The 25,556-nt window shown below is 71.6% G+C and carries 20 protein-coding genes and 1 pseudogene; 9 read left to right on the forward strand and 12 right to left on the reverse strand.

Going from position 1 to position 25,556, the window contains the following annotated elements; translation table 11 throughout:
* Positions 1 to 220: 220 nt before the first annotated feature.
* Together ACYVO6_RS07620 and ACYVO6_RS07625 are read left to right on the forward strand one after the other, a co-directional pair.
* Positions 221 to 1,192, forward strand: coding sequence for an ABC transporter ATP-binding protein (locus tag ACYVO6_RS07620; protein WP_461058581.1), 972 nt, complete (start codon positions 221 to 223; stop codon positions 1,190 to 1,192).
* Positions 1,189 to 2,022 carry an ABC transporter permease gene (locus ACYVO6_RS07625; RefSeq protein ID WP_461058583.1) on the forward strand — a complete coding sequence of 278 codons (834 nt, stop codon included), beginning with the start codon at positions 1,189 to 1,191 and terminating at the stop codon, positions 2,020 to 2,022. Before ACYVO6_RS07620 ends, ACYVO6_RS07625 begins: the two co-directional genes overlap by 4 nt.
* A gap of 381 nt (positions 2,023 to 2,403) precedes the next feature.
* Here the strand turns inward: ACYVO6_RS07625 and ACYVO6_RS07630 are convergent, their stop codons facing one another.
* Genes ACYVO6_RS07630 through ACYVO6_RS07655 form a run of 6 tightly spaced genes read right to left on the reverse strand, consistent with a single transcriptional unit; the run spans position 2,404 to position 12,581 of the window.
* Positions 2,404 to 3,330, reverse strand: a complete 927-nt coding sequence (locus tag ACYVO6_RS07630) for a thiopeptide-type bacteriocin biosynthesis protein (RefSeq protein WP_461058585.1) — start codon at positions 3,328 to 3,330, stop codon at positions 2,404 to 2,406.
* Between the two features lie 46 nt (positions 3,331 to 3,376).
* Positions 3,377 to 4,906: a hypothetical protein gene (locus tag ACYVO6_RS07635; RefSeq protein ID WP_461058587.1), complete on the reverse strand. Its 1,530-nt coding sequence runs from the start codon at positions 4,904 to 4,906 to the stop codon at positions 3,377 to 3,379.
* On the reverse strand, positions 4,903 to 6,828 hold the full coding sequence (locus tag ACYVO6_RS07640; RefSeq protein WP_461058589.1) for a TOMM precursor leader peptide-binding protein: 1,926 nt from the start codon (positions 6,826 to 6,828) through the stop codon (positions 4,903 to 4,905). Before ACYVO6_RS07640 ends, ACYVO6_RS07635 begins: the two co-directional genes overlap by 4 nt.
* On the reverse strand, positions 6,815 to 8,818 hold the full coding sequence (locus ACYVO6_RS07645; protein ID WP_461058591.1) for a hypothetical protein: 2,004 nt from the start codon (positions 8,816 to 8,818) through the stop codon (positions 6,815 to 6,817). The genes ACYVO6_RS07640 and ACYVO6_RS07645 overlap by 14 nt, the downstream gene beginning before the upstream one ends.
* Positions 8,815 to 11,415 carry a lantibiotic dehydratase gene (locus ACYVO6_RS07650; protein ID WP_461058593.1) on the reverse strand — a complete coding sequence of 867 codons (2,601 nt, stop codon included), beginning with the start codon at positions 11,413 to 11,415 and terminating at the stop codon, positions 8,815 to 8,817. Before ACYVO6_RS07650 ends, ACYVO6_RS07645 begins: the two co-directional genes overlap by 4 nt.
* Positions 11,412 to 12,581: a hypothetical protein gene (locus ACYVO6_RS07655; RefSeq protein ID WP_461058595.1), complete on the reverse strand. Its 1,170-nt coding sequence runs from the start codon at positions 12,579 to 12,581 to the stop codon at positions 11,412 to 11,414. Before ACYVO6_RS07655 ends, ACYVO6_RS07650 begins: the two co-directional genes overlap by 4 nt.
* Positions 12,582 to 12,820: 239 nt before the next feature.
* Between ACYVO6_RS07655 and ACYVO6_RS07660 the strand changes: the two genes are divergently transcribed.
* On the forward strand, positions 12,821 to 13,411 hold the full coding sequence (locus tag ACYVO6_RS07660; protein ID WP_461058597.1) for a DUF7010 family protein: 591 nt from the start codon (positions 12,821 to 12,823) through the stop codon (positions 13,409 to 13,411).
* Between the two features lie 171 nt (positions 13,412 to 13,582).
* On the opposite strand, the gene ACYVO6_RS07665 is transcribed toward ACYVO6_RS07660, so the two are convergent.
* Together ACYVO6_RS07665 and ACYVO6_RS07670 are read right to left on the reverse strand one after the other, a co-directional pair.
* Positions 13,583 to 13,753 carry a thiazolylpeptide-type bacteriocin gene (locus tag ACYVO6_RS07665; protein WP_461058599.1) on the reverse strand — a complete coding sequence of 57 codons (171 nt, stop codon included), beginning with the start codon at positions 13,751 to 13,753 and terminating at the stop codon, positions 13,583 to 13,585.
* A 170-nt stretch (positions 13,754 to 13,923) separates the two neighbouring features.
* On the reverse strand, positions 13,924 to 15,480 hold the full coding sequence (locus tag ACYVO6_RS07670) for a SagB/ThcOx family dehydrogenase (RefSeq protein WP_461058601.1): 1,557 nt from the start codon (positions 15,478 to 15,480) through the stop codon (positions 13,924 to 13,926).
* Positions 15,481 to 15,720: 240 nt separating this feature from the next.
* Between ACYVO6_RS07670 and ACYVO6_RS07675 the strand changes: the two genes are divergently transcribed.
* The 4 genes from ACYVO6_RS07675 to ACYVO6_RS07690 all read left to right on the forward strand — a co-directional run bounded on the left by ACYVO6_RS07675 (position 15,721) and on the right by ACYVO6_RS07690 (position 20,938).
* Positions 15,721 to 17,214: a multicopper oxidase family protein gene (locus ACYVO6_RS07675; protein ID WP_461058603.1), complete on the forward strand. Its 1,494-nt coding sequence runs from the start codon at positions 15,721 to 15,723 to the stop codon at positions 17,212 to 17,214.
* 62 nt (positions 17,215 to 17,276) lie between these two features.
* Positions 17,277 to 18,887, forward strand: coding sequence for a class I adenylate-forming enzyme family protein (locus ACYVO6_RS07680; protein WP_461058605.1), 1,611 nt, complete (start codon positions 17,277 to 17,279; stop codon positions 18,885 to 18,887).
* 61 nt (positions 18,888 to 18,948) lie between these two features.
* Entirely contained in the window at positions 18,949 to 19,851 is a 903-nt protein-coding gene (locus ACYVO6_RS07685) for a 2-amino-3,7-dideoxy-D-threo-hept-6-ulosonate synthase (RefSeq protein WP_461058607.1), read from the forward strand.
* The gene (locus ACYVO6_RS07690) at positions 19,823 to 20,938 is read left to right on the forward strand and encodes a 3-dehydroquinate synthase II family protein (protein WP_461058609.1); all 1,116 of its coding nucleotides are present in this window, start codon (positions 19,823 to 19,825) and stop codon (positions 20,936 to 20,938) included. Before ACYVO6_RS07685 ends, ACYVO6_RS07690 begins: the two co-directional genes overlap by 29 nt.
* A 143-nt stretch (positions 20,939 to 21,081) precedes the next feature.
* On the opposite strand, the gene ACYVO6_RS07695 is transcribed toward ACYVO6_RS07690, so the two are convergent.
* Together ACYVO6_RS07695 and ACYVO6_RS07700 are read right to left on the reverse strand one after the other, a co-directional pair.
* Positions 21,082 to 21,687, reverse strand: a complete 606-nt coding sequence (locus tag ACYVO6_RS07695; protein WP_461058611.1) for a response regulator transcription factor — start codon at positions 21,685 to 21,687, stop codon at positions 21,082 to 21,084.
* A 35-nt stretch (positions 21,688 to 21,722) separates the two neighbouring features.
* Positions 21,723 to 22,274, reverse strand: coding sequence for a hypothetical protein (locus ACYVO6_RS07700; RefSeq protein WP_461058613.1), 552 nt, complete (start codon positions 22,272 to 22,274; stop codon positions 21,723 to 21,725).
* Positions 22,275 to 22,424: 150 nt separating this feature from the next.
* Here ACYVO6_RS07700 and ACYVO6_RS07705 point away from each other — a divergent pair, with 150 nt between their 5' ends.
* Positions 22,425 to 23,414 carry a LuxR C-terminal-related transcriptional regulator gene (locus ACYVO6_RS07705; protein ID WP_461058615.1) on the forward strand — a complete coding sequence of 330 codons (990 nt, stop codon included), beginning with the start codon at positions 22,425 to 22,427 and terminating at the stop codon, positions 23,412 to 23,414.
* A 31-nt stretch (positions 23,415 to 23,445) separates the two neighbouring features.
* Here ACYVO6_RS07705 and ACYVO6_RS07710 read toward each other — a convergent pair whose 3' ends face one another.
* On the reverse strand, positions 23,446 to 23,835 hold the full coding sequence (locus ACYVO6_RS07710; protein WP_461058617.1) for a hypothetical protein: 390 nt from the start codon (positions 23,833 to 23,835) through the stop codon (positions 23,446 to 23,448).
* 785 nt (positions 23,836 to 24,620) lie between these two features.
* Positions 24,621 to 24,818 (reverse strand): annotated as a pseudogene (locus ACYVO6_RS07715) (site-specific integrase); the annotation flags it as partial.
* A 78-nt stretch (positions 24,819 to 24,896) separates the two neighbouring features.
* Here ACYVO6_RS07715 and ACYVO6_RS07720 point away from each other — a divergent pair.
* Entirely contained in the window at positions 24,897 to 25,421 is a 525-nt protein-coding gene (locus ACYVO6_RS07720) for an ATP-binding protein (protein ID WP_461058619.1), read from the forward strand.
* The last annotated feature ends 135 nt before the right edge of the window (positions 25,422 to 25,556 follow it).

Below are 25,556 nucleotides of genomic sequence, written 5' to 3' on the forward strand. Positions count from 1 at the left end.
TCGGTCGTGAGCCGAGCATGTGCGGCGTGCAGCGGCACGGCAACGCCCTGCCCGGTGAGGGCTGACAACTGTCGCCGCTTGCGTGACGGACGTCATCGATCCGCCCGTCGCCCCTCCTGCGGCACCGTCGGACGGCCGTAACTTCCCTACGGACACAGCCCGTTACGCACACATCCTGGAGGCAGCCCGTGACACGGGAACGACGAGTGGAGCGCCCGCGGTGACCGCGGTGGCCGTCGAGGGCCTGCTCAAGAAGTACGGGGACCACGAGGCCGTGCGCGGTGTGGACTTCACCGTCGAGGAGGGGGAGATCTTCGCCCTGCTCGGACCGAACGGCGCCGGCAAGACCACCACCATGGAGATCCTGGAGGGCTTCCGGAAGCGGGACGGCGGCGAAGTCCGCGTCCTCGGCCGCGACCCCGGCGACAAGGCCGACGGGCGGTGGCTGCGCGGGCAGATCGGGCTCGTACTGCAGGACATCGCCGTCGAGCCGTATCTGTCGGTGCGGGAGACCGTCGCCCGCAACGCGGGCTACTACCCGGCCCCGCGCGACGTCGACGAGGTCATCGACCTCGTGGGCCTGGAAGAGAAGCGGAGCGCGAAGGTCAAGGACCTGTCCGGTGGGCAGAAGCGGCGCCTCGATCTCGCCCTGGGCATGGTCGGGGATCCCCGGCTGCTGTTCCTGGACGAGCCGACCACCGGCTTCGACCCGGGAGCGCGGCGCGGCGCCTGGGAGGTCGTGCGGAATCTGCGCGACGCCGGTACGACCATCCTGCTGACCACGCACTACATGGACGAGGCGCAGGCGCTCGCAGACTCCGTCGCCGTCATCGCGGGCGGAGAGATCGTCGCCTCGGGCACCCCGGACACGCTCGGCGGGCGGGACAGCGCGCTCGCCCGGATCCGGTTCGTGCTGCCGTCCGGCGCCTCGATCGCCGACGTGCCGATCCCGGTCACCGACGCCGAGGACGGTCTCGTCACCGCCGAGGCGAAGGAACCGACCGCAGCCCTGCACCGGCTCACCTCCTGGGCCCTCGACCGGGGGACGCCGCTGGAGCGGCTCACCGTCGAGGCACCGACCCTGGAGGACGTCTACCTCGGGCTGACCAGTTCGTACGTACAGCAGGACGCCTCGACCCCGTCCACCGGGCGGCAGCGCCGAGGTCTCCGATCCGGACGGAGCCGCCGATGACCAGCACCCTGCCCCCCACGACCACCGCGACCGACCGGCGCCGCGACCGCCCCGGCCGCGAACGGCCGGACGAGCGAGGGTCGTTCGCCCTGCTCTTCCATCAGATCCGATACGAGCAGCTGTCGTTCTGGCGCAACCCGCAGTCGATGGTGTTCACCTTCGTGCTGCCGATCGTGATCATCTCGATCTTCGGTGCCGTGTTCGGCGGCGGCGAGGGCGAGGAGTTCTTCTTCGGCCTGAGCGGCATGCAGTACTACACGCCGACGATCGCGGCGGTGTCCGTACTGGGCGCCTGCTACGGCCAGTTGGCGATCGTGCTCGCCATGCGCCGGCAGACCGGCGTCCTCAAGCGGCTGCACGCGACCCCGCTGCCCGCCTGGGTGTACTTCGCGGGCCTGCTGGTGCACTGCGTGGTCGTGAGCGTCGTCGACGTGGCGCTGGTGATCGGCATCGGGAACCTGTACGGCGTGGCGCTGCCCACCGGCTGGGCCGCCCTCGCGCTCACCCTGGTCCTCGGCGCGGCCAGCTTCTGCGCGCTCGGCGTCGGGGTCGCCTCGCTCATCCGCAACTCCGAGGCGGCGCCCGCGGTCGTGCAGTTCATCCAGTTCCCGCTGGTGTTCATCTCCGGCAGCTACTTCCCGATCCACGCGGACACGCTGAACAAGATCGCCGGGCTGCTGCCGGTGAAGCCGTTCAACGACGCCATGATGGCGCCGTTCAGGAACGACCCGGGCTTCCAGTGGAAGGAGCTGGCGGTGCTCGCCGTCTGGGGTGTCATCGGCGCCCTGATCGCGGTGCGCAGCTTCCGCTGGGATCCGCGGCCGGAGTAACGAGCAGCCGCGCGAGAGAACCGAACGCATCGAGGGGGCCTCTGGGTGAGGCCCCCTTGGCGTGGTTGCCCGCAGCGGTCGCTTGGTGTGGGTGCCCGCACAGGACGCCAGGCGGGGGTGCCCGCAGCGGTCGCCTGGCAGGGGTGCCCGGCACGGGTACTTGACGTGGATGCCCGGGACTTCGGCGTGCCTCCAGAAGTGATCTGGGACGGGACCGTGATTCTCATGACGTACGTACGGCGCCGACTGCCCGGGCCGTGTGTGGCGGTTCCGGTCGGCGTCGGCCCTCCCCCATGGGCGCCGGGGCAAGAAGAGGCCCGGCCGGAAGGGGGAGTCCGGCCGGGCCTCTGGGGAGGGCACCCGCGGTGCTGCGGGTCGGGGTCAGCCGACGGGTACCAGGGGCGTCTCCGGTGTCGTCACCGGGAAGACATGGGAGAGCCACGCGTAGGTGCGCAGCTCCTCCAGCAGGCTCAGGCCCAGGCGGTTGTGGAGCATGTGGGCGTGGGAGAAGAGGATCATGCCGGGGTGGGTCGGCGAGTCGCGCCGGATGTCCACGGTGTGGGCTGCCAGGGCCTCGTACCAGGCTGCGAACGGGCCGTGCGCGTCGGGCGTGACGCTCACCGTGGCCGGGTCCTGGCCGACGTGGGTGATGCGGTCGAGGACGTCGGCCGGGTGGCCGGCGTCGGACGCCCAGGCCCGCCAGGCGTCCAGGCCGCGCGCGAAGTAGTGGGCGCGTTCGGCCGGGCCGCCGAGGGCGACGGCCGCGGAGAGCGTGCCGCGCAGGGCGAGCCGTGCCCGCCTGGCCTCTTCGGTGGTGGTGGGGGTGAGACGCAGGACGAGTTCGCTGGAGAGGTGGAAGAGCGACTCGGCGGCGGGCATGAGGGCCCGGCCGCCGTAGCGCTCGTGCTCGGGGTCGTAGTCGGCGCGGTGGACTCCGGGCGGGAGCAGTGCTTGGACGGTGGCGTTGACGCCGGTCTCCCCCGCGGCGGCGAGGCGGGCGGCGCTCGCCTGGTACGCCTCCGGGGCCATGGGCGTTTCTCCTGGCTGGAGTTGGCCCGCCTCGGTGAGCCGGTCGCGTAGGACCGTTTCGACGTGCGCGTACACGGCGGGAGTCAAGTCCCGTATGCGTAGGCGCAGATGAGGCCCTGACTGCCAGTAGCGGATGAAGAACCACTCGGTGCCGGGCGGAAGTTCACGGACCGTGGGACCGATGACATCGGTGAGGACGCGGTCATGTGCGCTGCGGGCGGTCGTGGCCAGGTGAAGGTGCCAGGCGCTCCAGCGGCGGGGTGTCGTGGTGGCTGCCATGTGGATTTCCTTTGGTTTTTGGTCGTTCGAGGGCAGGGAACGCTGTTCACAGCCGCAGGTCGAGCACGGCGCCGCCCGTTTCGCGCGCCACCCCCACCACCGCCGACAGGACGATCGTCTCGTCCTCGCCGAGTTCGATGACCTCCTTGGTCGGGATCTCCTTGAACGCTCGTACAGGCCGGGCGAAGAGCCCTGCGGCCGCTGCGGCGAGGCACAGTCCGTGGACGGCCCAGCCGCAGGCGTGCTGGGCGGCGCCCCAGCCGGTGGCGCCGAAACGGGCGAACAACTCGCGGGGGCGTACGGAGAAGAAGACCGTGAGGGGAGCCTTGGCGATGCCGCAGCCGTTGACGGGTGACAGGCCGTATCCGTAGTTCGCCTCCAGGCCGGCGGGAGCGGTCCGGTCGGCCCGCACGAGGTGGGCAGCTCCGTCGTGGACGCGGTGGACTCCCGCCGTGTACCCGTCGATGTGCTGGGCCACGGCGGTCACCGTGACGGCGTCGAAGGCGGCGGCCAGCGCCGGGTGCGGCGGAGGGACGCGGAGCCAGGCGAGCGCCGCCTCCAGGTCGCCGGCCGGAAGGGGGGCGCGGTGTGGTGCCGAGTCCATGCCATGCAGGGCGCGCGGCATCCGGCCGGAGTGGCGCCGCCACAGGAGTTCGGCCCAGTCGGGCGCGACCCCGTGCGCGGGCAGGCCGGCCGGCACGGCCGTTGTGAGCGGTGTGGCTGAAGTCCCGTACGTCTGACTCCTGTTGACGCGGATGACGTCCGCCAGCGCTGGGTCACCGTCCGGAACCGGCGGTTCGGCCGCGGCCGCCCCGGCCGTGCGGCCACCGGCCCGGGGCTCGCCCGTGTCGATCAGCCACGGCAGCGACCACTCCCAGGTGCGGTCGATGCCCATCTCGCGCAGCAGTGCGTGCGCGCCGGCGTCGCCGGGCAGGGTGAGCCTCGCGGGCACCCCGAAGAGTTCCAGGCCGAGGCTCAAGGCCCGTAGCACCATGCCGAGTTCGATGGCGACCAGCGACCCGCGGAACCACTGGTACGCGGGCGGGATCGCGGTGTAGCGGCCGGTGAGGGCAATGCGGGTGGGCGAGTCGGTGCCGTGGCCGGTGAGAGCGTGCCGTGTCGGTTCCAGGAGCCGCCAGGCGGCAAAGTCGCCGCTCGTGAAGGCGTGGACGGGGAAGAGGCAGCGCGGTGAGGCATAGGCGCGGTGTTCGTTGTACGGGTTCTCCGGTTCGCGGCGCAGGGGCGCGAAGGTCGCAGTCAGCGCGTGCGGCAGGGCGTCCGGGTCCGCCGCCGCACCGGGCCCGTACGCCGGGATTCCCGGATACGGGAGGGCGGAGAGGCGTTCCGTGGTGCCCAGGGGGAGAGCGGTGCTCGGGCCCTCCGGGCGCGGCGGTGCGGGGGGCACGTGGGTGTCCGGTGGGGGTGTCTCCTGCCAGGTCCACGGCGGTGGTTCGGGGCGGGCGTCGCCTGTGCCGTAGGCGTACCAGAGCGGCTCGCGAGCGATGCTGTTGTCGCCCTCGGGCCCCGGCAGGTCGACCGGGGCACGGCGGGTCCACTCCGTGGCCGGGGCGGTCACGGGAACGGGTGGGGGTCGTAGGGGATCGCCCGGTGCTCCTGGTCCGTGCCGCGCAGGGCGGCTTGGAGGCGGGGCAGTCCGTCCAGGCGCTGCTGGGCGTGGCCGAAGCACATCGGCACGATGCCGGGGACTACGGCACGGGCGACCGCGATGCCCGCATCGGCGTGCTCGCGGCTGGTCTGGTCGACGACGACGATGCGGTCGAGGCCCGCGTCGGCGAAGAGCGAGGCGATGTACTGGAGGGCGCCGCGCACATCGCCGCCCGCGGCGCGTTCGAGCCGGCCGGGCCAGTCGGGGAACGCCTCCTCCAGGGTGACCGGGGGCCCGCCGAGTCCGGCGAGGGCGCGGTCACGGGTCTCGGGCAGCGAGGAGAACCGTACGTGGTCCTCCAGTTCCTCGACCAGCCACGGGTTCTCGACCATCGGCTCGACCTGCTCGCGGGTCCAGTCGACCGGGTTGGTCACCAGCTGGGCGACCTCGCGCAGGGCGCCCCGGATCGCGGACTGGGGGTCGGCCCCAGAGCCGGCCGAGGAGAAGGTCGCCGGGAAGGGGTTCTTCTCGTTGACGGCGATGACCCACACCACCGGCAGGGCGATGTCGCGGGTGGCGACGAGGAGATGGACGTCGAAGCCACGGGAGCGGATCAACTCGATCATGGCGCGGCTGGTGGGGTCGGTGAGGGTGGAGACGGGGATGTGCGGGAGCGGTGCGGCCCGGTACCAGGAGGTCAGGAACGCGTCTCGCTCGGCGAGTTCGAAGAGCGAGTGCAGCGCGGCCTCTTCGTAGTTGGCCCCGACCGCGCAGCCGCTGGAGCAGTCGAAGAAGTAGTGGCGCCGGTTCGCAGCCCCGGCGACACGCGCCGCGCGACGGTCCCTGCGGAAGGCGTACTCGTACTGGTAGAAGGCGTGGTCCGCCGGGACGAGCAGCGGGCTGCCGTCGGCGAGGTCGTGGCCCCAGGCCCAGTCCATCGAGGTGTCCGCCGTGAAGGGGGTGGCCCGGCTGGTGGGGTGGGCGAGCTGCTCGGCGGTGTAGCGGCCGAGGGTGCCCGGATCGACGGCGTGGCCGGCGACTTCGCGATACGACCGGTGTGTCACGAGAGGGATGTCGTACGGGTATCCGCCCAGGCGTTCGTACGCCTCCAGGATGGCGACCGGTTCGGTCTCCTCGAAGGTACGTGCCCTGCCGTGGCCCATCGCCGGGGCGTCCGCGACGACGGCCATGCTCATCGCGAACGGGGCGTGGGACTCGCGCAGGATCGCGCGGACCGGGCCGAAACGGTCGTCGAGGAGCCTGTCCCTCAGGAAGCCGGGCACGACGAGGCGGCTCGCGGCGGTGCGGGTGGCGTCGCCGGGGGCGGCGGGGTGGGAGCGGAGGGGACGCGGGGCCGGGGGCTCGGTGCCGCTGACCAGGTCCTGGGCCGCCGGGCCGCACACCGGGCAGTGGAAGCTGCGGGCGATGCGGTGGCGCCGGGTGCCGCGCACGGCCACCGAGTACGCCTCGCCCGGCGCGAGGGGGTGGTCCGCCAGGTGCTCCAGGGCGGTCCGCAGCAGTTCGGGCAGCAGTGGCGCGGGGGCGGCCGGGACGCGGGTGGCCTGGGTGAGGTCGCCCACGAGCGGGTGGTCGAGAACGGTGCGCTCGCGCACCTCGGCGCAGGCGGCACAGCCGGAGTCGGTGCCAGGGACCCACAGCGGGCCGACCATGACCTCGTCGTCGTACACCCGCACCGAGAGGTGTGGGCCGCCGTCCGCCGCGTCGATGTGGGCGCGTTCCCAGGTGAGGTCCCAGCCGAGGTTGACCGAGACGGCGGCGCCGGTGGCGCGGGCCAGCGGGGCGAGGGCGGGTAGCCAGTCGCCGTGGGCCGTGGTGGGCAGTGCGGGGCCGGGACGCACCAGGTCCTTCGTGGTCAGGTCAGTCGTCGGCATCGGCGGGCTCCTGAGTCGGGAGGGCGATCACGGGGCCGTACCAGAAGGGGAGTTCACCGAGTACGGGATCCGAACGGCGGGCGTGCCCCTCGTAGTCGGCGAGCGCGGTGAGCTGCTTCCTCAGTGCGGTGCGCGTGGCGGTGTCGGTGGTCAGCAGGGCGTCGGTGGAGAGCGGGTCGACCGCGCCGGCGGTCTGGGCCGCGGCGAGGGCCGTGGACAGTCCGGCGTACGTCGCGTCGGCGGGGGTCGGGCCCCAGCCGGCCCCCAGCCGCTGCCCGTCGAGGGTGACCTCGGCGAGCAGCCAGTCGACTCCGTCGGCCCGGGTGAGAGTGAACGCGGGCTCGGCCGGGGCGAGGTGCGTGCGCAGGTCGGCGAGGATGCGTTCGCCCTCGGCGTGCAGCGGGGGCTCGTCGCCTACGGCAGGCCGCAACTGGTCTGCCCATTCGGCGAGTTGCCGCAGGGCGCCGTCCATGAGCCAGTGTTCGCGCGTGAGTCCCGCGGCCGTGACGCCGGGCGCCTCGGGGAGGCGGGCGCGGAGGGCGGCCAGGGCGATGGCGATGGTCGCCGTCTCCTGGTGTCCGGCCCAGGCGGTGACGGTGCCCGTACGGTCCGCGCGGTGCTCCGCCGCGCGCAGGGCGAGGGGCATCTGCGGCAGGTGCTCGCCCTGCGTCGTGGCGAACAGGCCGGTCCAGCGGGCGGTGACGGCTCCGGCCGCGGCGAGCGCGTCCTCCCCTTCGGGCAGCGACTCGGCGGGAGCGTCGTCGAGCCTGACGGCGACCGCTTCGGTCACGGGGGCGCCCATGACGGTCACGCGGTCGGCGGTCAGGTCCGGCCCGTGCACGACATGGGCCTCACCGGGCTCCGCGACACCCGTGAGGGTGTCGGTCAGGAGCTGCGCGGCGAGGGCCGCCGCGAGGGAGTGGGCGACCGGCCCGACGGCGGGCTCGACACGCTCGGCCTCCGCCCAGGCGAGGGCACGGTCCCGGAAGACGGTCCAGACGTCGGGCCCCACACCGACGGGCCCGACGAGCCCGACCCCGGGTCCGAGCAGCACAGGCACGTGCACCGTCCCCGCCTGCTCGACCCAGGTCTCGTCACCGGACAGGAACTCGATGACGGCTCGCGGGGCACGGGAGTCCGCCGCGGCCGGATCGCCGAGGGGAATCACGGCCTCGGTACCGCGCACCGCCGGGTCGCCGGCGGGAATCAAGGCCGCATCCACCTGCACCGCCGGGTCGCCGGCGGGAATCACGGCCTCCGTGCCACTCACCGCCGGACCGCCGACGGGAATCAAGGCATCGGTATCGCACACCGCCGGATCGCCGGCGGGAATCGTGGTTGCTTCCGCGTACACCGCCGGGTCGCCGGCGGGAATCAACGCCGCGTCCGCATACATCGCCGGGTCGCAGACGGGGATCAGGCCCGGCGGCACGACGGGTGCCGAGGCGTCGCCCGTAGGCGTGGACGTCGACGTCACGTGGGTCACCCCGGCCCGGCGCAGGCCGCGCTGGGCGGGGGTCGTCGCCGTGGCCGGGCCGCGCAGTTCCACGCGTGTGCTGCGCAGGCGGGCGAACGCCGCGTACGGGTCGTCGAGGCGGGCGGCCAGACGGGCCAGGGTGTCGGCGTGGCGGGCGCGCAGCTCGGGCGGGGGCTCCGGCTCGGTGAACGCGGCCAGGTCGAGCAGCAGACCGTTCTCCCGGAGCTTGGCGACCAGGTGTCGTACGGCCGGGCGGGCCCGCTCCGTGCCGAACCCGGCGACCAGCGAGTCCTCCGTCGTACCGGCCTCCAGGAGCGGCACACAGCCGTCGGCCACCGCGTACAGGATGTCCGAGCCGCGCAGTACGAACTGCCCACGCGTCCCGCTGAAGTAGACGCCGCCGGGAACCGGTGCGTAGTGCAGACCGGGCCGGGTCCGCAGCAGTGGACCTGTGGCCGGAGCCGCTGTCCCTGTCCCTGTCGCGACGCTGGTGTCCACGTCGGTCACCGTCATGACCGCCCTCCTTCCGCTTTCGTGTTGTTCGCCGGGTCGTACGTGAACCGGCCGCCGGGCCCTCGCCCGACCTCGAGCACCCATTCCGTGGCGTGCGTGCCGTCGGTGACGCCGGGCAGTGCCTCCTCCAGGTAGCCCGCGCCCTCCCCGCGCCGCTCCAGCATCCGCGGCAGGACCCGTACGGCCAGGGCGCTGGACAGGTCGACGTACTGCGGCTTCTGCTGGAGCCGCTTGGACTGGACGTCCGGGGCGCCGACCGACAGCGGGCCCTCGTCGTCGGGCGTGGACTTGATGACAACTTCCTCCGGGACCCCGTGCCGGGCCCGCCAGGCCGTCAGGGCGAGCAGCCGCTCGTGTTCGTCGGGGCCGGCGGCCACGGCTGCGTCCAGTTCGGCCCCGCCGTACCAGCGGCGGCGGCCGATGATGACGTCGCCGACCGCCATGCGCGGCGCGACCCGGGTCTCCCGGTTGTCCCAAGGGGTGGCCGCATGCCAGGAGTTGGGGAGGCTGTTGAAGAGCCGGCCGCTGATCACCAGGCCGGAGGCCACCGACAGCGGCGGCGGGAAAAGGCCGGGGTGACCGGTGCCCAGGGGCAGGACCCGCAGGGGCGCGCCGTCCGCGTCCTCCACGCGCAGCGTGTCCGTCTCCGGGTCGTGCGCCAGGCGCAGCGCGAACCAGTCCTCGGGGGTGAGGCCGCCCGGCAGGATCGGCGTGTGCGCGTTGACGTTGAGGCGGTGCAGACCGAGGTCCTCGGTGACGCGGGCGCCGTCATGGCCGTAGAAACGGTTGAGGTGGGCGGCCAGGCGGGGCAGGGCCTCGCCGCCCTGGCGGCGGTCGGCCTCCAGGAACCGCGCGTACAGCATTCCGTGTCCTGGCAGGCCGTCGTTGAGGACGAGCCGGTCGCCGGCCTGCTGGAGCAGCACCCCGTAGATCAGCGGGTCCTGGCGGAAGCGGTCGGGCAGCGAGCGGGTCAGGCCGGCCACGTCCGCCGCGGTGAGGGCGAGGGTATCCTCGCCTGCCTGGGCCGTCTTCGTGAGGAGCGCGTGCACCTCCTCGGACAGTTCGCGGCGCAGCAGGTACATGCGTTCCAGGGAGCCGTCGTCCGGTCCGATGCCGGTCAGCGCCGCGGCATCGGCGGGCTCCTGCGGTCCGTACACGGCGGCCATGGCGGCGGCCCGTCGGGAGACCTCGCCGACGATGTGCGCCGCGTGCTCGGCCAGCGGCACGTTCGCCCCGGCCCCGAACCGCTCGACGAACGCGGCGGTCATCAGGACCCGTACGTCGTGCAGCCAGTCGAAGACCGACAGGAGTTCCACCGCGGGGCCGACATCGGCCAGCGGTGCGTGCCAGTCGGCTGCCGCCACCTTCAGCGGCGGCATGACGTAGTCCTCCTCGACGGTGATGTGGGCCGGGCGGCCGACCGCCTGGCTGAACCGGCCGAGGTCCGCGCGCAGTTCGGCCAGCGCCGCGCCCCGCTGCGCCGCCGGTGCCCGCACCACGCGGGGCAGGCCCGCACGGACCCGGTCCGCCGTCTCGCGTACCTCGGTGGGCATCTCGGCGGTGAGCAGGTCGTCGTAGCCGGCGGCCGTGGCGCTGTCCTCGGACTGGCGATACGTGCACAGCACGCCCTGCCGCAGCGCCTGCCGCACCCGGTGGTCGGCGTCCTGCGGGGAACAGCCGGCCCGTTCGGCGACGTGCGCGACGACGGCCGGGAACCGGCGCGGTCCCATGGACAGCGCGTCGAGCAGGTCGCCGACGGGCCCGTCGAGCGGGAGCGCGAGGCGCCGCATGCCCTGCTCGGTGAAGTTCAGGAAGAACAGCTTGCCCGCCTCCGGGTCCGGCGCGGAGGTCGGCGGGACACCCACCCACAGCTCGGACAGGTCCGTCCCGGGGGCGGTGGGCAGTCCGCCGAGCACGTAGTTGAGCATGACCCGGTCCAGGCCCGGTACGGCCTGGGCGCCGGTGAACGGCACCTCGCCGGGCCGTACCGCCTCGGGGTCACCGGCGGGGGCCGGCTCTGCGATGCCCACCGCGGTGAACCGGGAGAGCGGGCTCGTACGGACCATCGCCCGGGTCACGTACTGGATCAGGCCGCGTTCGGACTTGCGGGTCCGGGCGGACACTTTGCCGGGTCCCTCGACCGCGGCCCGATAACGCTCGGCCTCCTGATGCACCTCCGGGGCGACGAGCGCCAGTGAGCGCAGCAGGTCGTCGTCGCCCAGCAGGCGTGCCAGGACGGCCCGTTCACGGTCGGACGCGGCCGGATGTCCCTCGACGACGGCGGCACGCAGCCGCTCCCGCTCCTCGTAGGCGGTCAGCCAGCCCGTCACCGCGGGCGTGGGTGCCTCCGGTGTTCTGCGCGGAGCCCGGCCGTTGTGGATGGCGCGACGCAGCGCAATCAGCTCGCGGCGCTCGGCGTCCGACTCGACGGCGCCGATGCGTTCGTACAGCTCCTGCGAGCAGATCTCGGCCGCCTTCGCCAACTCTGCTTCGGCACGGGTGAGTTCATCGAGCAGGCGGCGTAGTTCCGGGTCGGCGAGGCGGCTTCTGCGCAGCGGGTTGACGCGCAGGAACCACTGGGGCTCGGGGCTGGTCATCGCAGGGCTCCCGTCGGTTCGGCGGACTGGGGGGCAGCGGACCTCAGGCGGTCCCGCCAGCTGGTGCCAAGCACCTCGTCGACGGTCTCGGCGAGCGCGAAGCACATGTAGTAGCGCTGCATCGGCGGGACGGTGAGCAGGGGCAGCTGCTGGTAGAAGAGGTTCGTCAGCAGCCGGTACGCGGCGAAGAACGGCGACGGGGTGCTGATCGCGCCGGAACCGTGCACGGTGCGGTGGAAGTCGGTGTCCGGCTGCTCGCCGCGCGGCACCACCGTCGGCGCCCCGGGCGGGCCCATCTCGCTGCGGTCGACGCCGTCGACGACGGAGTCGAGCAGGTCCGGGGTGAGGGTGCCCGCGGCGACGGCGCTGTCCAGGGCCCCGGCGGAGTACGCGAACGCGGTGCGCCACTGGGCGGCGGCCGGTGACACCTCGCCACTCAGCCGCTGCTCGACGACCTCGCGGATGCGGGGCGCGTCCTTGGCGAGTCGTTCTCGGAAGGCGGGGCGCATGTCCTTCGTCGGCGCCGCCCAGGCGAGGAACGCCTCCACGTGCGAGCGGGGTGAGAACACCCCGTAGGCCGGGCCGAGAGCGTGGGTGTCGACGAGCGCGGCGAACGCCTCCGCGAGGCGCACCGTCGCGCTGCCGGGCTCCGCGGCCATACCCTCGATCATCGACAGCACCGGCGCCGCGAAGGCGCCGTACACAGCGTCACGCAGAGGGTCGAGGCGCGGCTCGCGAGAGCGCAGAGCGGGGTCGTCCGGGCCGACCTGCTCGATCGCGCCGTGCTCGCGCAACGGCAGATACGGCGGCTGCACCCCTTCCAGCCGCCCGAACTCCCGGGCCTGCTGGAGATACGCCTCCTCGGTCAGGGCCCGGCTCGGATCGAGCGGGCCCGCGTCGAGGCCGGCCGCGACGGACGGCCAGTCGACGGCACCCTCCGGCGCCCCGGCCACGACCGGGGCGAGCACCTCCACGTGCGGCCCGTGCAGCCAGCCACGGCGCACCCGCACACCGGGTACGCCCCGCTCGCTCAGCGCACGCGCGACCGGGACCACGTGCCGGGCGAGCCAGCCCGGCGTGACCGGCATCCGAGTGTGGAGTCGCACCCCCGTCAGGCCGGCGGAATCCGGCCTTACGGCGATGCGCTCCGGAGCGTCAACGCCCATGTCCTTCGCCCTTCCGAGATATATCCGATACGAGACAGAATCGAAAACGTGCACCCATCATTGGCTGCGGGAATTCGCGACGGAAGAAAAGAGGGCCGGCGCCTTACATACGTCACTGTTTCCGTGACACCCGTGCGCCGCGTTTTACGAATGGCGGACCTCTCCGGCCACGACCTCTTTGACCACGTCCTGTCCGAAACCCACCCCTGGGCGCGTGTTGGTCGTTGTACTCTCCGCCAATGACGCCTAGTACGACGCCATCCCCCTCATCCGCCGAAGACGCCGAGTGCCTCGCGCTGACGCGCACGCTGCGCCGCAGGGGCACCCTTGTGCTCTCCGTGTTCGCCCTGGTGTGGGCCTTCGCGGGGGCCTCCGGAACCGGCTCTGCCACGGACCTCGTACCCGTGGCGACAGAGATCGTGGCCGTGCTGCTCACCGGCGCGGCCTTCTACCTCGGCTACCGCAAGGGCGCCGCGCCCTCCCCCCGGACCGTGGACCTGCCGCCGAACTGGGCACGCGGCGTGGGCATCGTCAACAGCGTCGAGCTGCTGGCCATCTTCGCCGTGATCGCCGCGGCCAACGCCTCCGGCCGTCCCGGGCTCATCCCCGTGGGCATCGCGCTCGTCGTGGGCCTGCACTTCTTCCCGCTGGCGCGGCTGTACGACCAGTGGCAGTACCGGTGGACGGCCGTGCTGCTGAGCGTCGTCGCGGTCGTCGGCCTCGTGCTCTACGCCGCCGGGCTCTCGGACGAGAGCGTGCGAGTCGTGGTGGGCCTGGGCTCCGCGGTCGGGCTGTGGGCCTCCGCCTACCACCTGGCCGTACGCGGCTGATCCGCCGGCCCACGGCGGAAATCAGTGGCCGCCCGCCCCTGCCGGAAACGAACGCAAGGATGTGGCCGCCCATCCACGGCCCGAACGAACGCAAGGATGTGCCCGCCGGCCGAAGCCGGACAGGCGCATCCTTGTGCGTTCACCGTGCTGTTGTCAGGCGCTGACGCCGTCTCAGCAGGCCGAGCAGGTGCTGGAGGAGGAGGACGAGGTGCCGATCGAGCCGCTGGAGGCACCCATCTCCGGCAGCGCCACGCCGTCGGCGACCTCAAGGGTCTCCAGCTCGTCCGCGTCGAAGCCGTCGAACGCCGCGTCGTCGGTGTTCTTGATGTCGTTGGCAGCCATTCCGCATTCTCCTCATGGTCGAATTTCGAGGATTTCCCCGAAATGGGGAATCCTTCCTGGATCAATTCCTGCGACCTTCCGGATTTCTTTCTCTTCCGTCCGGCTGCGATATTCATCTTGCTCGACCGGACACCCCCGCGCCAGACTTTCCGACCGCCGACTGACATTTATCACGGCCCGAATGACGTTTCTTCGTCGCCGGATCCGCCGGCCGGAACGGCCCATTCAGGGCTGTTGACCATATGCCATTCGCTTCCGGGGTCCGTGGGGATGCCGGCGTCCGGTCCCGGTGTGCCGAGCAGGAAATCGCCGACGGAGGACTCCTGGAGGTAGTCCAGGCCGAGGACGCGCGCGGACAGGTCCGCGTCGCCGTTGCCGAGGCCGCAGGGCGCCAGTCCCATCGCCGTGGCCACCAGATACATGGTCTGGTAGAGCACGCCGGTGTGGCGCAGCGTCGTCGCGTACGCCATGGCCCGGTACTTCCACGCCATGCGCTGGAAGCGCGAGGTCACCGTGAACAGCACGTCGGGGTGCACGTCGAAGCCCACCGCCCGTGACGCCACGCCGAGCAGCGACTGCCGGCCGGCCGCCGACTCGCTGACGAGCACGAGGCGGTGTGCGTACGAGTCGTAGTGGTAGATGCCGGGTGCGAGTCCGTCGCAGCGCAGCACCGTGACGTACAGCTCCAGTTCGTAGAGCGAGCCGCCGCTCGGGTAGGGCCGTGAGACGACCTCGTCGCGGTCGGGTTCGCCGGGACCGGGTGTGTGGTGGACCCGGATGCGCTGGACCCGGTACAGGAACTCGCCCAGTTCCCGTGCTGTCAGGGGCCGTTCGCCGAAGGTGCGGTGGGAGCGGCGGGTCTCGATGGCGGTGGTCAGGGACGGGTCGCGGGCGTCGATGTGTTCGCGCCGGGGCCGGTGCAGTTCGACCGTGCGACCGTCCGGAGCGGGTTTCACCGCCGGCCGCGGGGCGATCTCGCCTCGGTAGGGGTAGACAGCACCGAAGACACCGTCGTAGCGGCCGGAGCGGACGCGCGAGTGGAACAGCAGGTCGTGGAAGTCCCACTGCCGCAGGGTCGGTTCCGTGTCCGAGGCGAACGTGCCGTCCGGCGCGGCGAGTTCGGCGAAACCCACGCCGACGAGGTGGGCCAGGACGCCGAGGGTCTCCCCCTCGCTCAGGCCGGTGCCCTCGCCGGCCCGGGCCGCACGGTCCGGCTGCCCCAGGGCGGTGACGAGCTCGCGGGTGGCGCGGTCGGCGAGCACGGCGCGGAACTTCACGAGCGGCGACTCCAGGACGAGCACACCCTCGTGCGTGCGGCAGAACGCGAACCGCGACAGGCGTACCCGCGCCTCGGCGGGCACGTCCACGGTCCGGTACCCGGCGTCCCGCGCGACCGGCTCCAGCCGGACCAACTCGCGGCGCGACGACGGCTCTTCATGTGTCAGCACACTGTGCGCGAGGAGATGCCCGGCTCGCTCCACGAATGCGTCGACGCGTTCCCGCCCGGCGTCGTCAAGGCCCTCGTACAGTTCCTCGCGCGGCAGCGGGCCCTCGGTCAGCCGGTGCAGGACGGTGCGCAGGGCGCCGCGCACGGGGCGCAGGGCCAGGGAGGTGACCGGCCCGCTCAGCAGGGCGGTGTCCGTGGCGGCGTCGAACGTGACCTGTACGTCGGTGCGCAGGGCTCGGGCCGCGCGCGTGGGTGGATTCTTCGTGGGCGTGGGAATCATCGGGCCTCCAGTGCGAATTGGCGTGGACGGGCTTGTGTCCTCCACTCTGGCGGCCGCTACACCCTCGGCTCCCGCTCCGGGCACGCCGAATGACAGTCACCATTCCCACTCGTGACCAGGGTCATGGAATTCGTGACACATGCCAGGCCCGGACCGTATTCGCTCGGACATTCCTCCCCCAAAGCGCATGCTCGGAACACGAATTCAGCAGCTCATCCTCAAGGGACAAGGACTTTCCTCGTGTTCACTCGTCGTCACGCGATACGTCTCGGTCTGACCACCGGCGCCGTCGGAGCGGTCGGCGCGGCGGGCGGGGTCTTCCACACCCTCGCGTCGGGGCAGCCGGCCACGGCGGCGCCGTCGGACACGACCCCCGTCGCCGCCTCGGCTGCCGGGGCCGTGGAGCCGTTCACCGTGCCGCTGACCGTGCCACCGGTCCTGGCTCCGTACCGCAGGACGGGCAGGGCCGACTACTACCGGATCACGATGCGTCGCAGCAGCGTGGAGATCCTGCCGGGTACGCGCACGGACGTCCTCACGTACAACGGCTCGTTCCCGGGTCCCACCCTCCACGCCCGCACCGGCCGGACCACGGTGGTCCAGCAGGTCAACGCCCTCGACCAGCCGACGTCGGTGCACCTGCACGGCGGCAACAACCCCGTGGCGCACGACGGCGGCATGATGGACACCATCGCGCCGGGACGCAGCCGCACTTACGTGTACGAGAACAAGCAGCCCGGCGCCACCCTGTGGACGCACGACCACGCGCACCACATGGAGTCCGAGCACGTCTACCGCGGGCTCTCCGGCGTCTACCTGCTGCGCGACGCCGCCGAGGCCCGGCTCGGCCTGCCGTCCGGGAAGTACGACATCCCGCTGGTGCTGCGGGACGCACGGTTCGACGAGAACGCCGCAATGGTCTACACGATGGACGACTCGGAGAACCGCACAACGATCCTGGTCAACGGCAGACCCTGGCCGTATCTCAAGGTCGAGGGCCGCAAGTACCGCTTCCGGCTGGTCAACTCGTGCAACCTGCGCATCTTCGTCCTGGCGCTGTCCGACGGCTCGGCCACGCAGCACCCCGTACAGCAGATCGGCTCGGACGGCGGCCTGCTGCCGGCACCGGCCGAGACACCCGTGCTCGTTCTGTCGCCCGGTGAACGGATCGACTTCGTCGTCGACTTCTCGAAGTACTCGCCCGGCACCAAGCTCGTCCTCGCCAACATGCTCGGCCCCGGTCCGACCGAACTGGTCGGCCAAGTCATGCGGTTCGACGTGGGCGAGCGGACCGCCGACGACAGCCGGGTGCCGGACACCCTCACCACGCTGCCGGCGCTGCCGAAGCCGACGGTGGAGCGCGCCTTCGACCTCACGATGGACGAGCCGGGCAGCGGGAGCCACCAGGCGTACATCAACGGCAGGACGTTCGACCCGGACCGTATCGACACGCACATCGAGTGGGGCACCACCGAGGTGTGGACGGTCACCAACAAGAGCGCCACCATCCCGCACAACTTCCATACGCACCTGGTGCAGTTCCGCATTCTGGAGCGCGACGGACAGCCCCCTTTTCCGGCCGAGGCCGGTTTGAAGGACACGGTGCTGCTCTTTCCGGGACAGACGGCGAAGATCCAGCTCACCTTCGATTCGCACCGCGGCGTCTATCCCTATCACTGCCATCTGATCGACCACAGCGCCATGGGCATGATGGCGCAAATGAAGATCACCTGAATCAACTCCCTTACTCAACCCACCTTCTGAATACCCACGAATCGAACGAGAGGAGGATTTCCATGAACTCCCACACCAATCCGCGCCCTTACGCGCGCCTCGTACTCGCCACGCTGGCGCGGGATCCGGACCGTGTCGTCCTGCACCGCCACGACGCGACGGTGACGGCAGGTGAGCTGCGCGCGTCCGTCCTGGGCAGCGCCGCCCTGCTTCGCTCCCACGGCGTCAGCCCCGGCACCACCGTCGCGATCCTGACCGGACCCAACCACCCGCTGATGCTCAGCGCCCGGTACGCGGTCCATCTGCTGGGCGCCACCTCCGTCTACGTACGCTCGATGAACCCGCGCACGGACACGGAGACGTTCTCGCTGTCCACCCAGGCCGGGCTGCTGCGCGACCTGGACGTGTCGCTGCTGCTCGTGGACGACGCGGACGAGGACAGCGCGGCGCGCGGCCGCTGGCTGACCCGGCGGCGTCCCGGGCTGACCGTGCTCCCGATCCCGCGCACGGCGGACGGGCACGAGACCGTGCCGGACGCGCCGCCACCCCGCCCCGGCGACCTGGCCGTCGTCGACTTCACCAGTGGCAGCACCGGCCGGCCCAAGATGGTGGCGCAGCGCCACGACACCCGCGAACACCTCGTGGGACGGCTCGCCTCCGGGCTCGACCCGCGCGGTCCCGCGACACTGCTGTCGGTCACCCCGATCAGCCACACGACGGCGCCCATGGCCGACGCGGTGCTGTGCGGGGGCGGGACGGTGGTGCTCCACGACGAGTTCGACGCCGACGCCACCCTGGAGGCCATCGCCCGACTCCGGGTGACAGACGTGTACTTGGCGGTACCGCACCTCTACCGGCTGCTCGACCACCCGCTCGTCACGTCGTACGACCTCTCGTCCCTGCGCCGCGTCACCTACAGCGGCACCCCCGCCGCTCCGGACCGGGTCCGGCAGGCGGTACGGGTCTTCGGCGACGTGCTGATCCAGGTGTACGGAACCACCGAGGCGGGCGGCATCAGCAGCCTCACGCCGCTGGACCACCGGGAGCCCGAACTCCTCGGATCGGCCGGCCGGCCCTTCCCCTGGGTGCGGGTCGAAATCCGCGCCGCGGACTCGGGCACCGCGCTCGGCCGGGGCCAGAGCGGCGAGATCTGGGTCAACTCCCCCACGGTGTCGGCGGGTTACCTCGACGACGTGGATCTCACCGAGACCACGTTCCGGGACGACTGGCTGCGCACCGGCGACCTCGGGCACTGGGACCGCTACGGCTATCTCCGCCTCGACGGCCGGGTCGGGGACGTCATCAAGCACGGCGGCCTCAAGCTGGATCCGCGGGCCATCGAGGCCGCGTTGCTGCAGCATCCGCAGGTGCGGCAAGCGGCGGTGTTCGGTGTGCGGGACGAGGACCTCGTGGAGCAGGTGCACGCGGCCGTCGAGCTGCACTCGGGCACCGGGCACACCTCCTGTGACCTGCGTGGTTACGTCGCGGCCACGCTCACGCCCGAGCACACCCCGGTCAGCGTCTCGGTATGGCCGCAGCTGCCGCTCACCCCGTCCGGGAAACCCGACCGCGCACGGCTGCGCAGTGTGGCCGTACCTCTGCGGTCCCACCCTCCAGATTCCGCGCGCACGGCGCCACGACCCGCCGAGGCGCGCGGCACGGGCCCGCCCTAGGGCCTGTCCGGACAAGGTGCGCCGCCCGGCGCATCCATCCGCGCAACAGAAAGGGCGCTCCATGACCGGATTCGGCCATTTCGCCAGGTCGCTGCGGTTGCGGCGGTTGTACCGCCACAGCACGGCCGGCCTGATGATCACCCCTCTCGACCACTCGATCAGTGACGGGCCCGTGGTGCCCAAGGGCACGACCCTCGACCAGCTCGCCGGGCAGCTCGCGGCCGGCGGCGCGGACGCGGTGGTCGTGCACAAGGGCAGCGTCCGCCACATCAGCCCGGAGCGGTTCGCCACGATGTCGCTGATCATCCATCTCAACGCGTCCACCAGCCGGGCGCTCGACCCCAACGCCAAGTACGTGGTGACCCAGGTCGAGGAGGCGTTGCGGCTCGGCGCGGACGCGGTCAGCGTCCACCTCAACCTGGGCTCGGACGACGAGCGGCAGCAGATCGGCGACCTCGGACGGATCGCCGACACCTGCGACCGGTGGAACCTGCCGCTGCTCGCCATGGTGTATCCGCGCGGCCCGCGGATCACCGACCCGCGCGACCCGGACATGGTGGCGCACGCCGTCACCGTCGCCTCCGACCTGGGCGCGGACCTGGTCAAGACGGTCTTCCTCGGCTCGACCGCGGAGATGCTCGACCTGACCGCCGCCTGTCCGGTGCCCGTACTCGTCGCGGGCGGTCCCGCGATGGCCACCGAGGAGGACGTGCTCGCGTACGTCCGTGACGCCCTGGCGGGCGGCGCGGGCGGCGTGGCCATGGGCCGCAACATCTTCCAGGCCGCCGATCCCCGGCGGCTCGCCGCGAAGGTGGCCCGCCTGATCCACCACTTCCCGGAGCAGCACTTCGGACCGGTCCCGTTCCCGGCCGGCGCCGCTCCGGACGCCCGACTGACCCCCGATCATCTCTCGGACCTGACAGGAGAACCGCATCATGACGGACGCCAAACTGTGCTGGCTTGACATCCGCGGCGCCGGAAACGCCACCGCCGCCGTCGTCGAAGAGGCCATGCACCAACGCATCGACGGGATCGTCGCCGCCGACCCGGCCGCCTTCGAGGGCCTTCCGCCCACCGTCCGCAAAGTCCTGCTCTACGAGGCCGGCCTCGACGCCGTCCCCGCGGACCTGGGCGCCGCCGACCTGGTGGTCGTCCCGGGCGGCAAGGAGCAGCGGGCGGCGCTCCAGGAGGCCCACCCGGACATCGAGTTCGGCCGGTACGTGGAGATCGTCGACGCCGACACGCTGGAGGACGCCTGCCTCGCGGCGCGCCTGGAGCCGTGGAGCGTCCTCGACTTCCGCGACCCCACCAAGATCCCGCTGGAGATCGTGATCGCGGCGGCCACCGGCGCGCCCGGCTCGATCATCACCACCGCGTCCAACACCGAGGAGGCCGAGATCATCTACGGCGTCCTGGAACTGGGCTCGGACGGGGTGCTGATGCGGGCGAACACCGTCGGCGACGCCACGGCGCTGCGCACGGCGGCGACCGCGCGCGGCGGCGAGCTCGACCTGGTGGAACTGACCGTCGTGGACACCACCCACATCGGCATGGGCGAGCGGGCCTGCGTCGACACGACGACCCACTTCCGCAAGGACGAGGGCATCCTCGTCGGTTCGCACTCCAAGGGCATGGTCCTGTGCGTCAGCGAGACCCACCCGCTGCCGTACATGCCGACCCGCCCGTTCCGGGTCAACGCCGGGGCCCTGCACTCGTACACGGTGTCGGAGCAGGGGCGCACCCACTACCTCAGTGAACTCCACGCCGGCAGCAAGGTGCTGGCGGTCGACGTCAAGGGCCGTACCCGGCCGGTCGCCGTCGGCCGGGTCAAGATAGAGACCCGCCCGCTGATCTCCATCGACGCAGTGGCCCCGAACGGGCAGACGGTCAACCTGATCCTGCAGGACGACTGGCACGTCCGGGTCCTCGGCCCCGGCTCCGCGGTGCTCAACTCCACGGAGCTGAAGCCGGGCGACACGATCCTCGGGCACCTTCCGACGGCGGACCGTCATGTCGGTTACCCGATCGACGAGTTCTGCCTGGAGAAGTAGCCCCGGCACGCAGTACGTCACCATCCACCGCAGAGCCCGGGCTGCCCATGCGGCCCGCAGCCCCATGTTCACGCCCCGCCCCGGCACCTTCCGTGCCGGGGCCGGCGCGTTCCCACCCCTGTCTCCGGGCGCACCGACTCCTCTCACAGCAGACCGTGTTCCCCGGCGATACGCGCCGCGTCGAAGCGGTTGCGTCCGCCCAGCTTCTTGATGGCGGCCGACGTCAGGTTCCGTACGGTGCCCGCCGCCAGATACAGCTCCCCCGCGATCTCCTTCACCGTCGCCCCTCCCGCGGTCAGCCGCAGGACGTCCACTTCGCGTGTGCTCAGCGACGACTCCCCCTCGGCGACGGGCCGCAGCAGCGACGCATCGACGGTCAGACAGCCGCCCGCGACACCCATAAGGGTCGTGACGAGCTGCGGCAGCCGGGCGTTCTTGGGTATGACACCCAGGGCACCGGCGGCCACGGCCCGGTCGACGACGGACGACGTGGCCGCTCCGACCATCAGCGCGATTCCGCACTTGGGGTGCGAGCTGCGCACCTCCGTGGCCACGCGCAGGGCCTTGCCGCCCATGGTGGGCTCGCTGAGCAGCAGCACCGTGGGCCGGTGCCGCTCGACAGCCGGCACAACGGCTTCGTACGAGGTGGCAAGGCCGATCACCTCAAGGCCGTCGACGCCGTTGAGCGTCTCGGCGAAGGCTTCCAGGACGAGTTGGTGGTCGCCTGCGACGACCAAGCGTATGGACATCTCACAACCCCCGAACGATCAGGCGAGAAGGGCTCTCAGCCCGTCGGCGAATTACAGTTGGACTGACGGTTTGTCAGCGTGTGTGCGGGGCGGGCGCTCCGATTGACGAGCTCGTTCACGACCGCCTGGGCCGTCCTCTCCTGGTCCTCCGCGTCGTCGGCCGTGTCGACCTCGATGTGCTCGGCACCGGCCGGCAGGGACTCGGCGACGACATCCGACATCGCGCGCATCACCCGGGCCAGTGGCTCGCTGCCGGGGTCCGACGGGATCACCACGACACAGGCGGCGAGTGGGCCGAGATCGCCCGCGATCTGGCCGGGCAGCGCGCGGAAGGTCTCCGGACGTTCGACGTCGGCCTGGTAGGGCAAGGCGACCAGACCGATTCCGGCCAGCTCCTTGCACAGGAACGCCGCGTTGGTCGCGGCGTCGTCACCACGTCCCGGATGTCCCGCGCCGACCACCGCCACCGCCCCGCCCGCCGCACACAACCGGGTGGCTATGCGGCGGCCGACACCGGCGGTGGCGTCGACGACCAGGACGACACAACCGGAAAGTGGCGGACGTACGTAAGCGGTTGAGTGGGACACCGGAACTCCCAAACAGGTAATGTGCCGAATATGTGAACGATGAGCGGGGTGCCTCGCCCGTGGCGGCCGCCCCGTGCCTGACGTTCGCGCCAAGCAATGGTGCGGGTGCGAATGTTGAGACCCGTACGTGTGGTTCAGGGGGAAGACCACGTGGCCGAGGCATCACCGCTTGATCAGGAAGCGCTCAGCGTGTACCGCGCGATCCTGTTTCACAAGGAACACGATCCGGACAAGCTCGCCCAGCACCTTGACCTCGACAAGGACTGCGTGGAGGCGGCCCTGACCCGGCTGTCCGACCTGTCACTGCTGGCCCCGTCCCGGGACTCGCCCGGTGCGCTGCGCGCGGTGAACCCGTCGCTCGGCCTGAAGGTTCTTCTCCAGCGCGAGCAGGACGAGCTGGCCTGGCGACAGCAGCGCATCGAGCAGAACCGGGCAGCCCTCGCGGCGCTCGCGGCCGAATACACGACATCCGGCCGGTCCGGCACGGACGGCACGGAGGAACTCGACAACGTCGACGACATCCGCATCCGCCTCGAAGCGCTCGCGGAATCGTGCCAGCACGAGTCCCTGGCCTTCCATCCCGTGGGTGGGCTGACCGAGGAGTCGATCGAAGCGGGGCGCCCCCTGAACGAACGGGCGCTCGCCCGGGGTGTCCGGTTCCGCTCGATCTACCTCGACAGCGCCACCAACGACCGGGTGACCAAGGCGCACGCCCAGTGGATGGCGGAGCGCAACAGCGAGGTCCGTACCTCCCCGACCCTGCCGATGCGTCTGCTCATCGTCGACACGACGGCCGCGGTCGTGGCCGGACTGCCCGGCCAGACGGGCCCTTCGGCACTGCTGTTCAGCAGCCGACCGGTGGTGCTCGCCATGCGGGCGCTGTTCGAGGCGTACTGGGAGCACGCTACCCCGTTCCATCAGGCACTCTCCCGCGGCGACGACCCGGACAGCGGGCTCACCCCACAGGAGCGCAAGCTGCTCCAGCTCCTGGCCACCGGACTCACCGACGAGGCGGTGGCACGGGCGCTCGGCATCGGGGTGCGCACGGAGCGGCGGATCATGGCCGAGCTGATGGAACGGCTCGGCGCGTCCAGCCGGTTCGAGGCGGGAGTGCAGGCGACCCGCCGGCAGTGGATCTGACGGCGGCCGCCCGGCGTCCTCGGGGCGGGCGTCACGGCTGGACCGGCGGCTGCGGCCGCACGAAGTCGTCGGCCCCGTCCACCACGGCGGAGGGCCAGATGAAGTCGTCGGGGTTGTCGGGCAGGTTGCCGACGATCCGGTCGACCGGAGGGGCCGGCCAGACGAAGTCGTCGGGGTTGTCGGGCAGGTCGCCGACGATCCCGTCGACCGGAGGGGCCGGCCAGACGAAGTCGTCGGGGTTGTCGGGCAGGTCGCCGACGATCCCGTCGACCGGAGGGGTCGGCCAGACGAAGTCCTGCGTGGTGGCCGACGGCTCCCCGTTCCCGTCGGCGGCCTGGGCGGGCACGGCCCAGGCGAGTGAGGCGGCGAGCACGCCGGCGGCGAGAGTGGCGACAGCGGCACAACGGTTGGTGCGGATCACGGCAGATCTCCATCCATGCGTGGGTCAGTCTTCTTCGCGACAGTGCGCACGGAGCCGGCGGTGCTTCAGCTCCCCCTGGCCGGTCCACGTTCCCCGCGCTTTCCGGCCGCTGATGAAAGACAACCATCGGTTCCCCCCGCCTGTCCGCATCCAGCCAGGCCAGGAAGCTGCCTGGCAGGGAACTGCCGGACGAGCGGCACACGGGTGGGTGGCATGGCCAGGGGGACGCCACTCGGGGCCGAAGGGCCGGAGGTCGAGATTCCGCCACATGAGGTCCGAGGATCTGATCCGCAGTGCGGGTCGGGCTTCCGCGGAGTCGGTCTCCGACGGCACGCTGTGTGCAATCGGGTGTCCTCGTCTCGCTCTTCGCCAGCACGGGCAGCACCCTCAGTACGGTCGGGCAGGTGGATGCGCTCTGCCAGGCAGTGCCGTCGTAAGCGACGGCAAGCACAGTGCCTCTGCTGAGGTCGGTCGGTCTTGCGAGCCACACCCGCAGCGTCAGGTACGAAGCCCGCTGACCCAGGCTTACGCCGGAGCGTGTCTGGGAGCCGTTTGGGAGCCGGCCCGCTCCCGAAGCCCCTTCCACACCACGCGAGACCAACCCGGACCATGCCCCTGACGAGCGCAAACGCAATCCACGCTGGCAAGATCGGCAACCGAACCTCATTCGGGACGAAGAGGTCGTGGGTTCAAATCCCGCCACCCCGACAGTGAAATGCCAGATCAGGACCACCGCGGAACATTCCGGGGTGGTCCTGATTCGTTGTGCGTGACTATCTGCGTGACTACCGCTCCGGGCCCCGCTTGAAGATGCCGTCCATGACTACGGCCCCGGTCTGGATCACGGGCCGGATCTGCTTCCGGTACGCCTCCTCGGTCACGGCCGTGCCGGAGTGGCCGACGAGCCGGGAGATCTCTTCCAGTGGGACGCCACGGTCCGAGAGCAGGGACACGAAGCTGTGGCGGAGCTCCCGGGGTGTCCAGCCTGAGAGACGCCGAAGCCGTACCGGATTTCCGCCGTGCCCGCTCCCGCGGCCCGCACAGCGCTAGCGTTGGGTCCCATGATCGTATGGCTCAACGGCACCCACGGCGCAGGCAAGACGACGACCAGTCCACTCGTGCAGCAACTGATCCCGGATTCACGGGTGCTCGACGCCGAGAAGGTCGGCGAGACACTCATGGACATCACGCCGGGGTTGCCCGGGACGGACAACTTCCAGCACTGGCCGCCGTGGCGGCCGCTCGTCGTCGAGACCGCCCGCCGCGTACTCGACTACACCGGCGGCACTCTGGTGATGCCCATGACCGTCCTGGTCGAGCAGTACTGGCGCGAGATCAGCACGGGCCTTGCCCACCATGCCATCCCGGTACGGCACTTCGTCCTCCACGCCGACCAGGACACCCTCCGCGGGCGCATCGCGGGCGACACTGTTCTTGGCCCAAACTCCCCGTTCCGTCTCAAATACCTCGAGCCCTACGCCGAGGCGGCCCGCACGTGGCTGCACGGCGAGGCCGAGGTCATCGACACCACGCACCTCACGCCCGCCCAGGCCGCCCTGCAGATCGCAGAGGCCGTCAAGAGCTGAGGTCCGCCCGCCACGCGAAAACAGCCGCAGGCGGCAACAAAGAACGACCTTCCGGTGTCAAGCAGTGCGAACAGCCCCAACCAGGGGCCCAGCTCAGCCCAGCCCAGCACCGCGGTGTCATCCACCCCAAATACC

The organism is Streptomyces pseudoechinosporeus (genome assembly GCF_054783935.1).

Coding starts and splice junctions, on each gene's coding strand:
- ACYVO6_RS07625 (WP_461058583.1), top strand. CDS start 1,189: ATGACCAGCACCCTGCCCCCCACGACCACCGCGACCGACCGGCGCCGC.
- ACYVO6_RS07630 (WP_461058585.1), bottom strand. CDS start 3,330: ATGGCAGCCACCACGACACCCCGCCGCTGGAGCGCCTGGCACCTTCAC.
- ACYVO6_RS07640 (WP_461058589.1), bottom strand. CDS start 6,828: ATGCCGACGACTGACCTGACCACGAAGGACCTGGTGCGTCCCGGCCCC.
- ACYVO6_RS07645 (WP_461058591.1), bottom strand. CDS start 8,818: ATGACGGTGACCGACGTGGACACCAGCGTCGCGACAGGGACAGGGACA.
- ACYVO6_RS07650 (WP_461058593.1), bottom strand. CDS start 11,415: ATGACCAGCCCCGAGCCCCAGTGGTTCCTGCGCGTCAACCCGCTGCGC.
- ACYVO6_RS07655 (WP_461058595.1), bottom strand. CDS start 12,581: ATGGGCGTTGACGCTCCGGAGCGCATCGCCGTAAGGCCGGATTCCGCC.
- ACYVO6_RS07660 (WP_461058597.1), top strand. CDS start 12,821: ATGACGCCTAGTACGACGCCATCCCCCTCATCCGCCGAAGACGCCGAG.
- ACYVO6_RS07665 (WP_461058599.1), bottom strand. CDS start 13,753: ATGGCTGCCAACGACATCAAGAACACCGACGACGCGGCGTTCGACGGC.
- ACYVO6_RS07670 (WP_461058601.1), bottom strand. CDS start 15,480: ATGATTCCCACGCCCACGAAGAATCCACCCACGCGCGCGGCCCGAGCC.
- ACYVO6_RS07680 (WP_461058605.1), top strand. CDS start 17,277: ATGAACTCCCACACCAATCCGCGCCCTTACGCGCGCCTCGTACTCGCC.
- ACYVO6_RS07685 (WP_461058607.1), top strand. CDS start 18,949: ATGACCGGATTCGGCCATTTCGCCAGGTCGCTGCGGTTGCGGCGGTTG.
- ACYVO6_RS07690 (WP_461058609.1), top strand. CDS start 19,823: ATGACGGACGCCAAACTGTGCTGGCTTGACATCCGCGGCGCCGGAAAC.
- ACYVO6_RS07695 (WP_461058611.1), bottom strand. CDS start 21,687: ATGTCCATACGCTTGGTCGTCGCAGGCGACCACCAACTCGTCCTGGAA.
- ACYVO6_RS07720 (WP_461058619.1), top strand. CDS start 24,897: ATGATCGTATGGCTCAACGGCACCCACGGCGCAGGCAAGACGACGACC.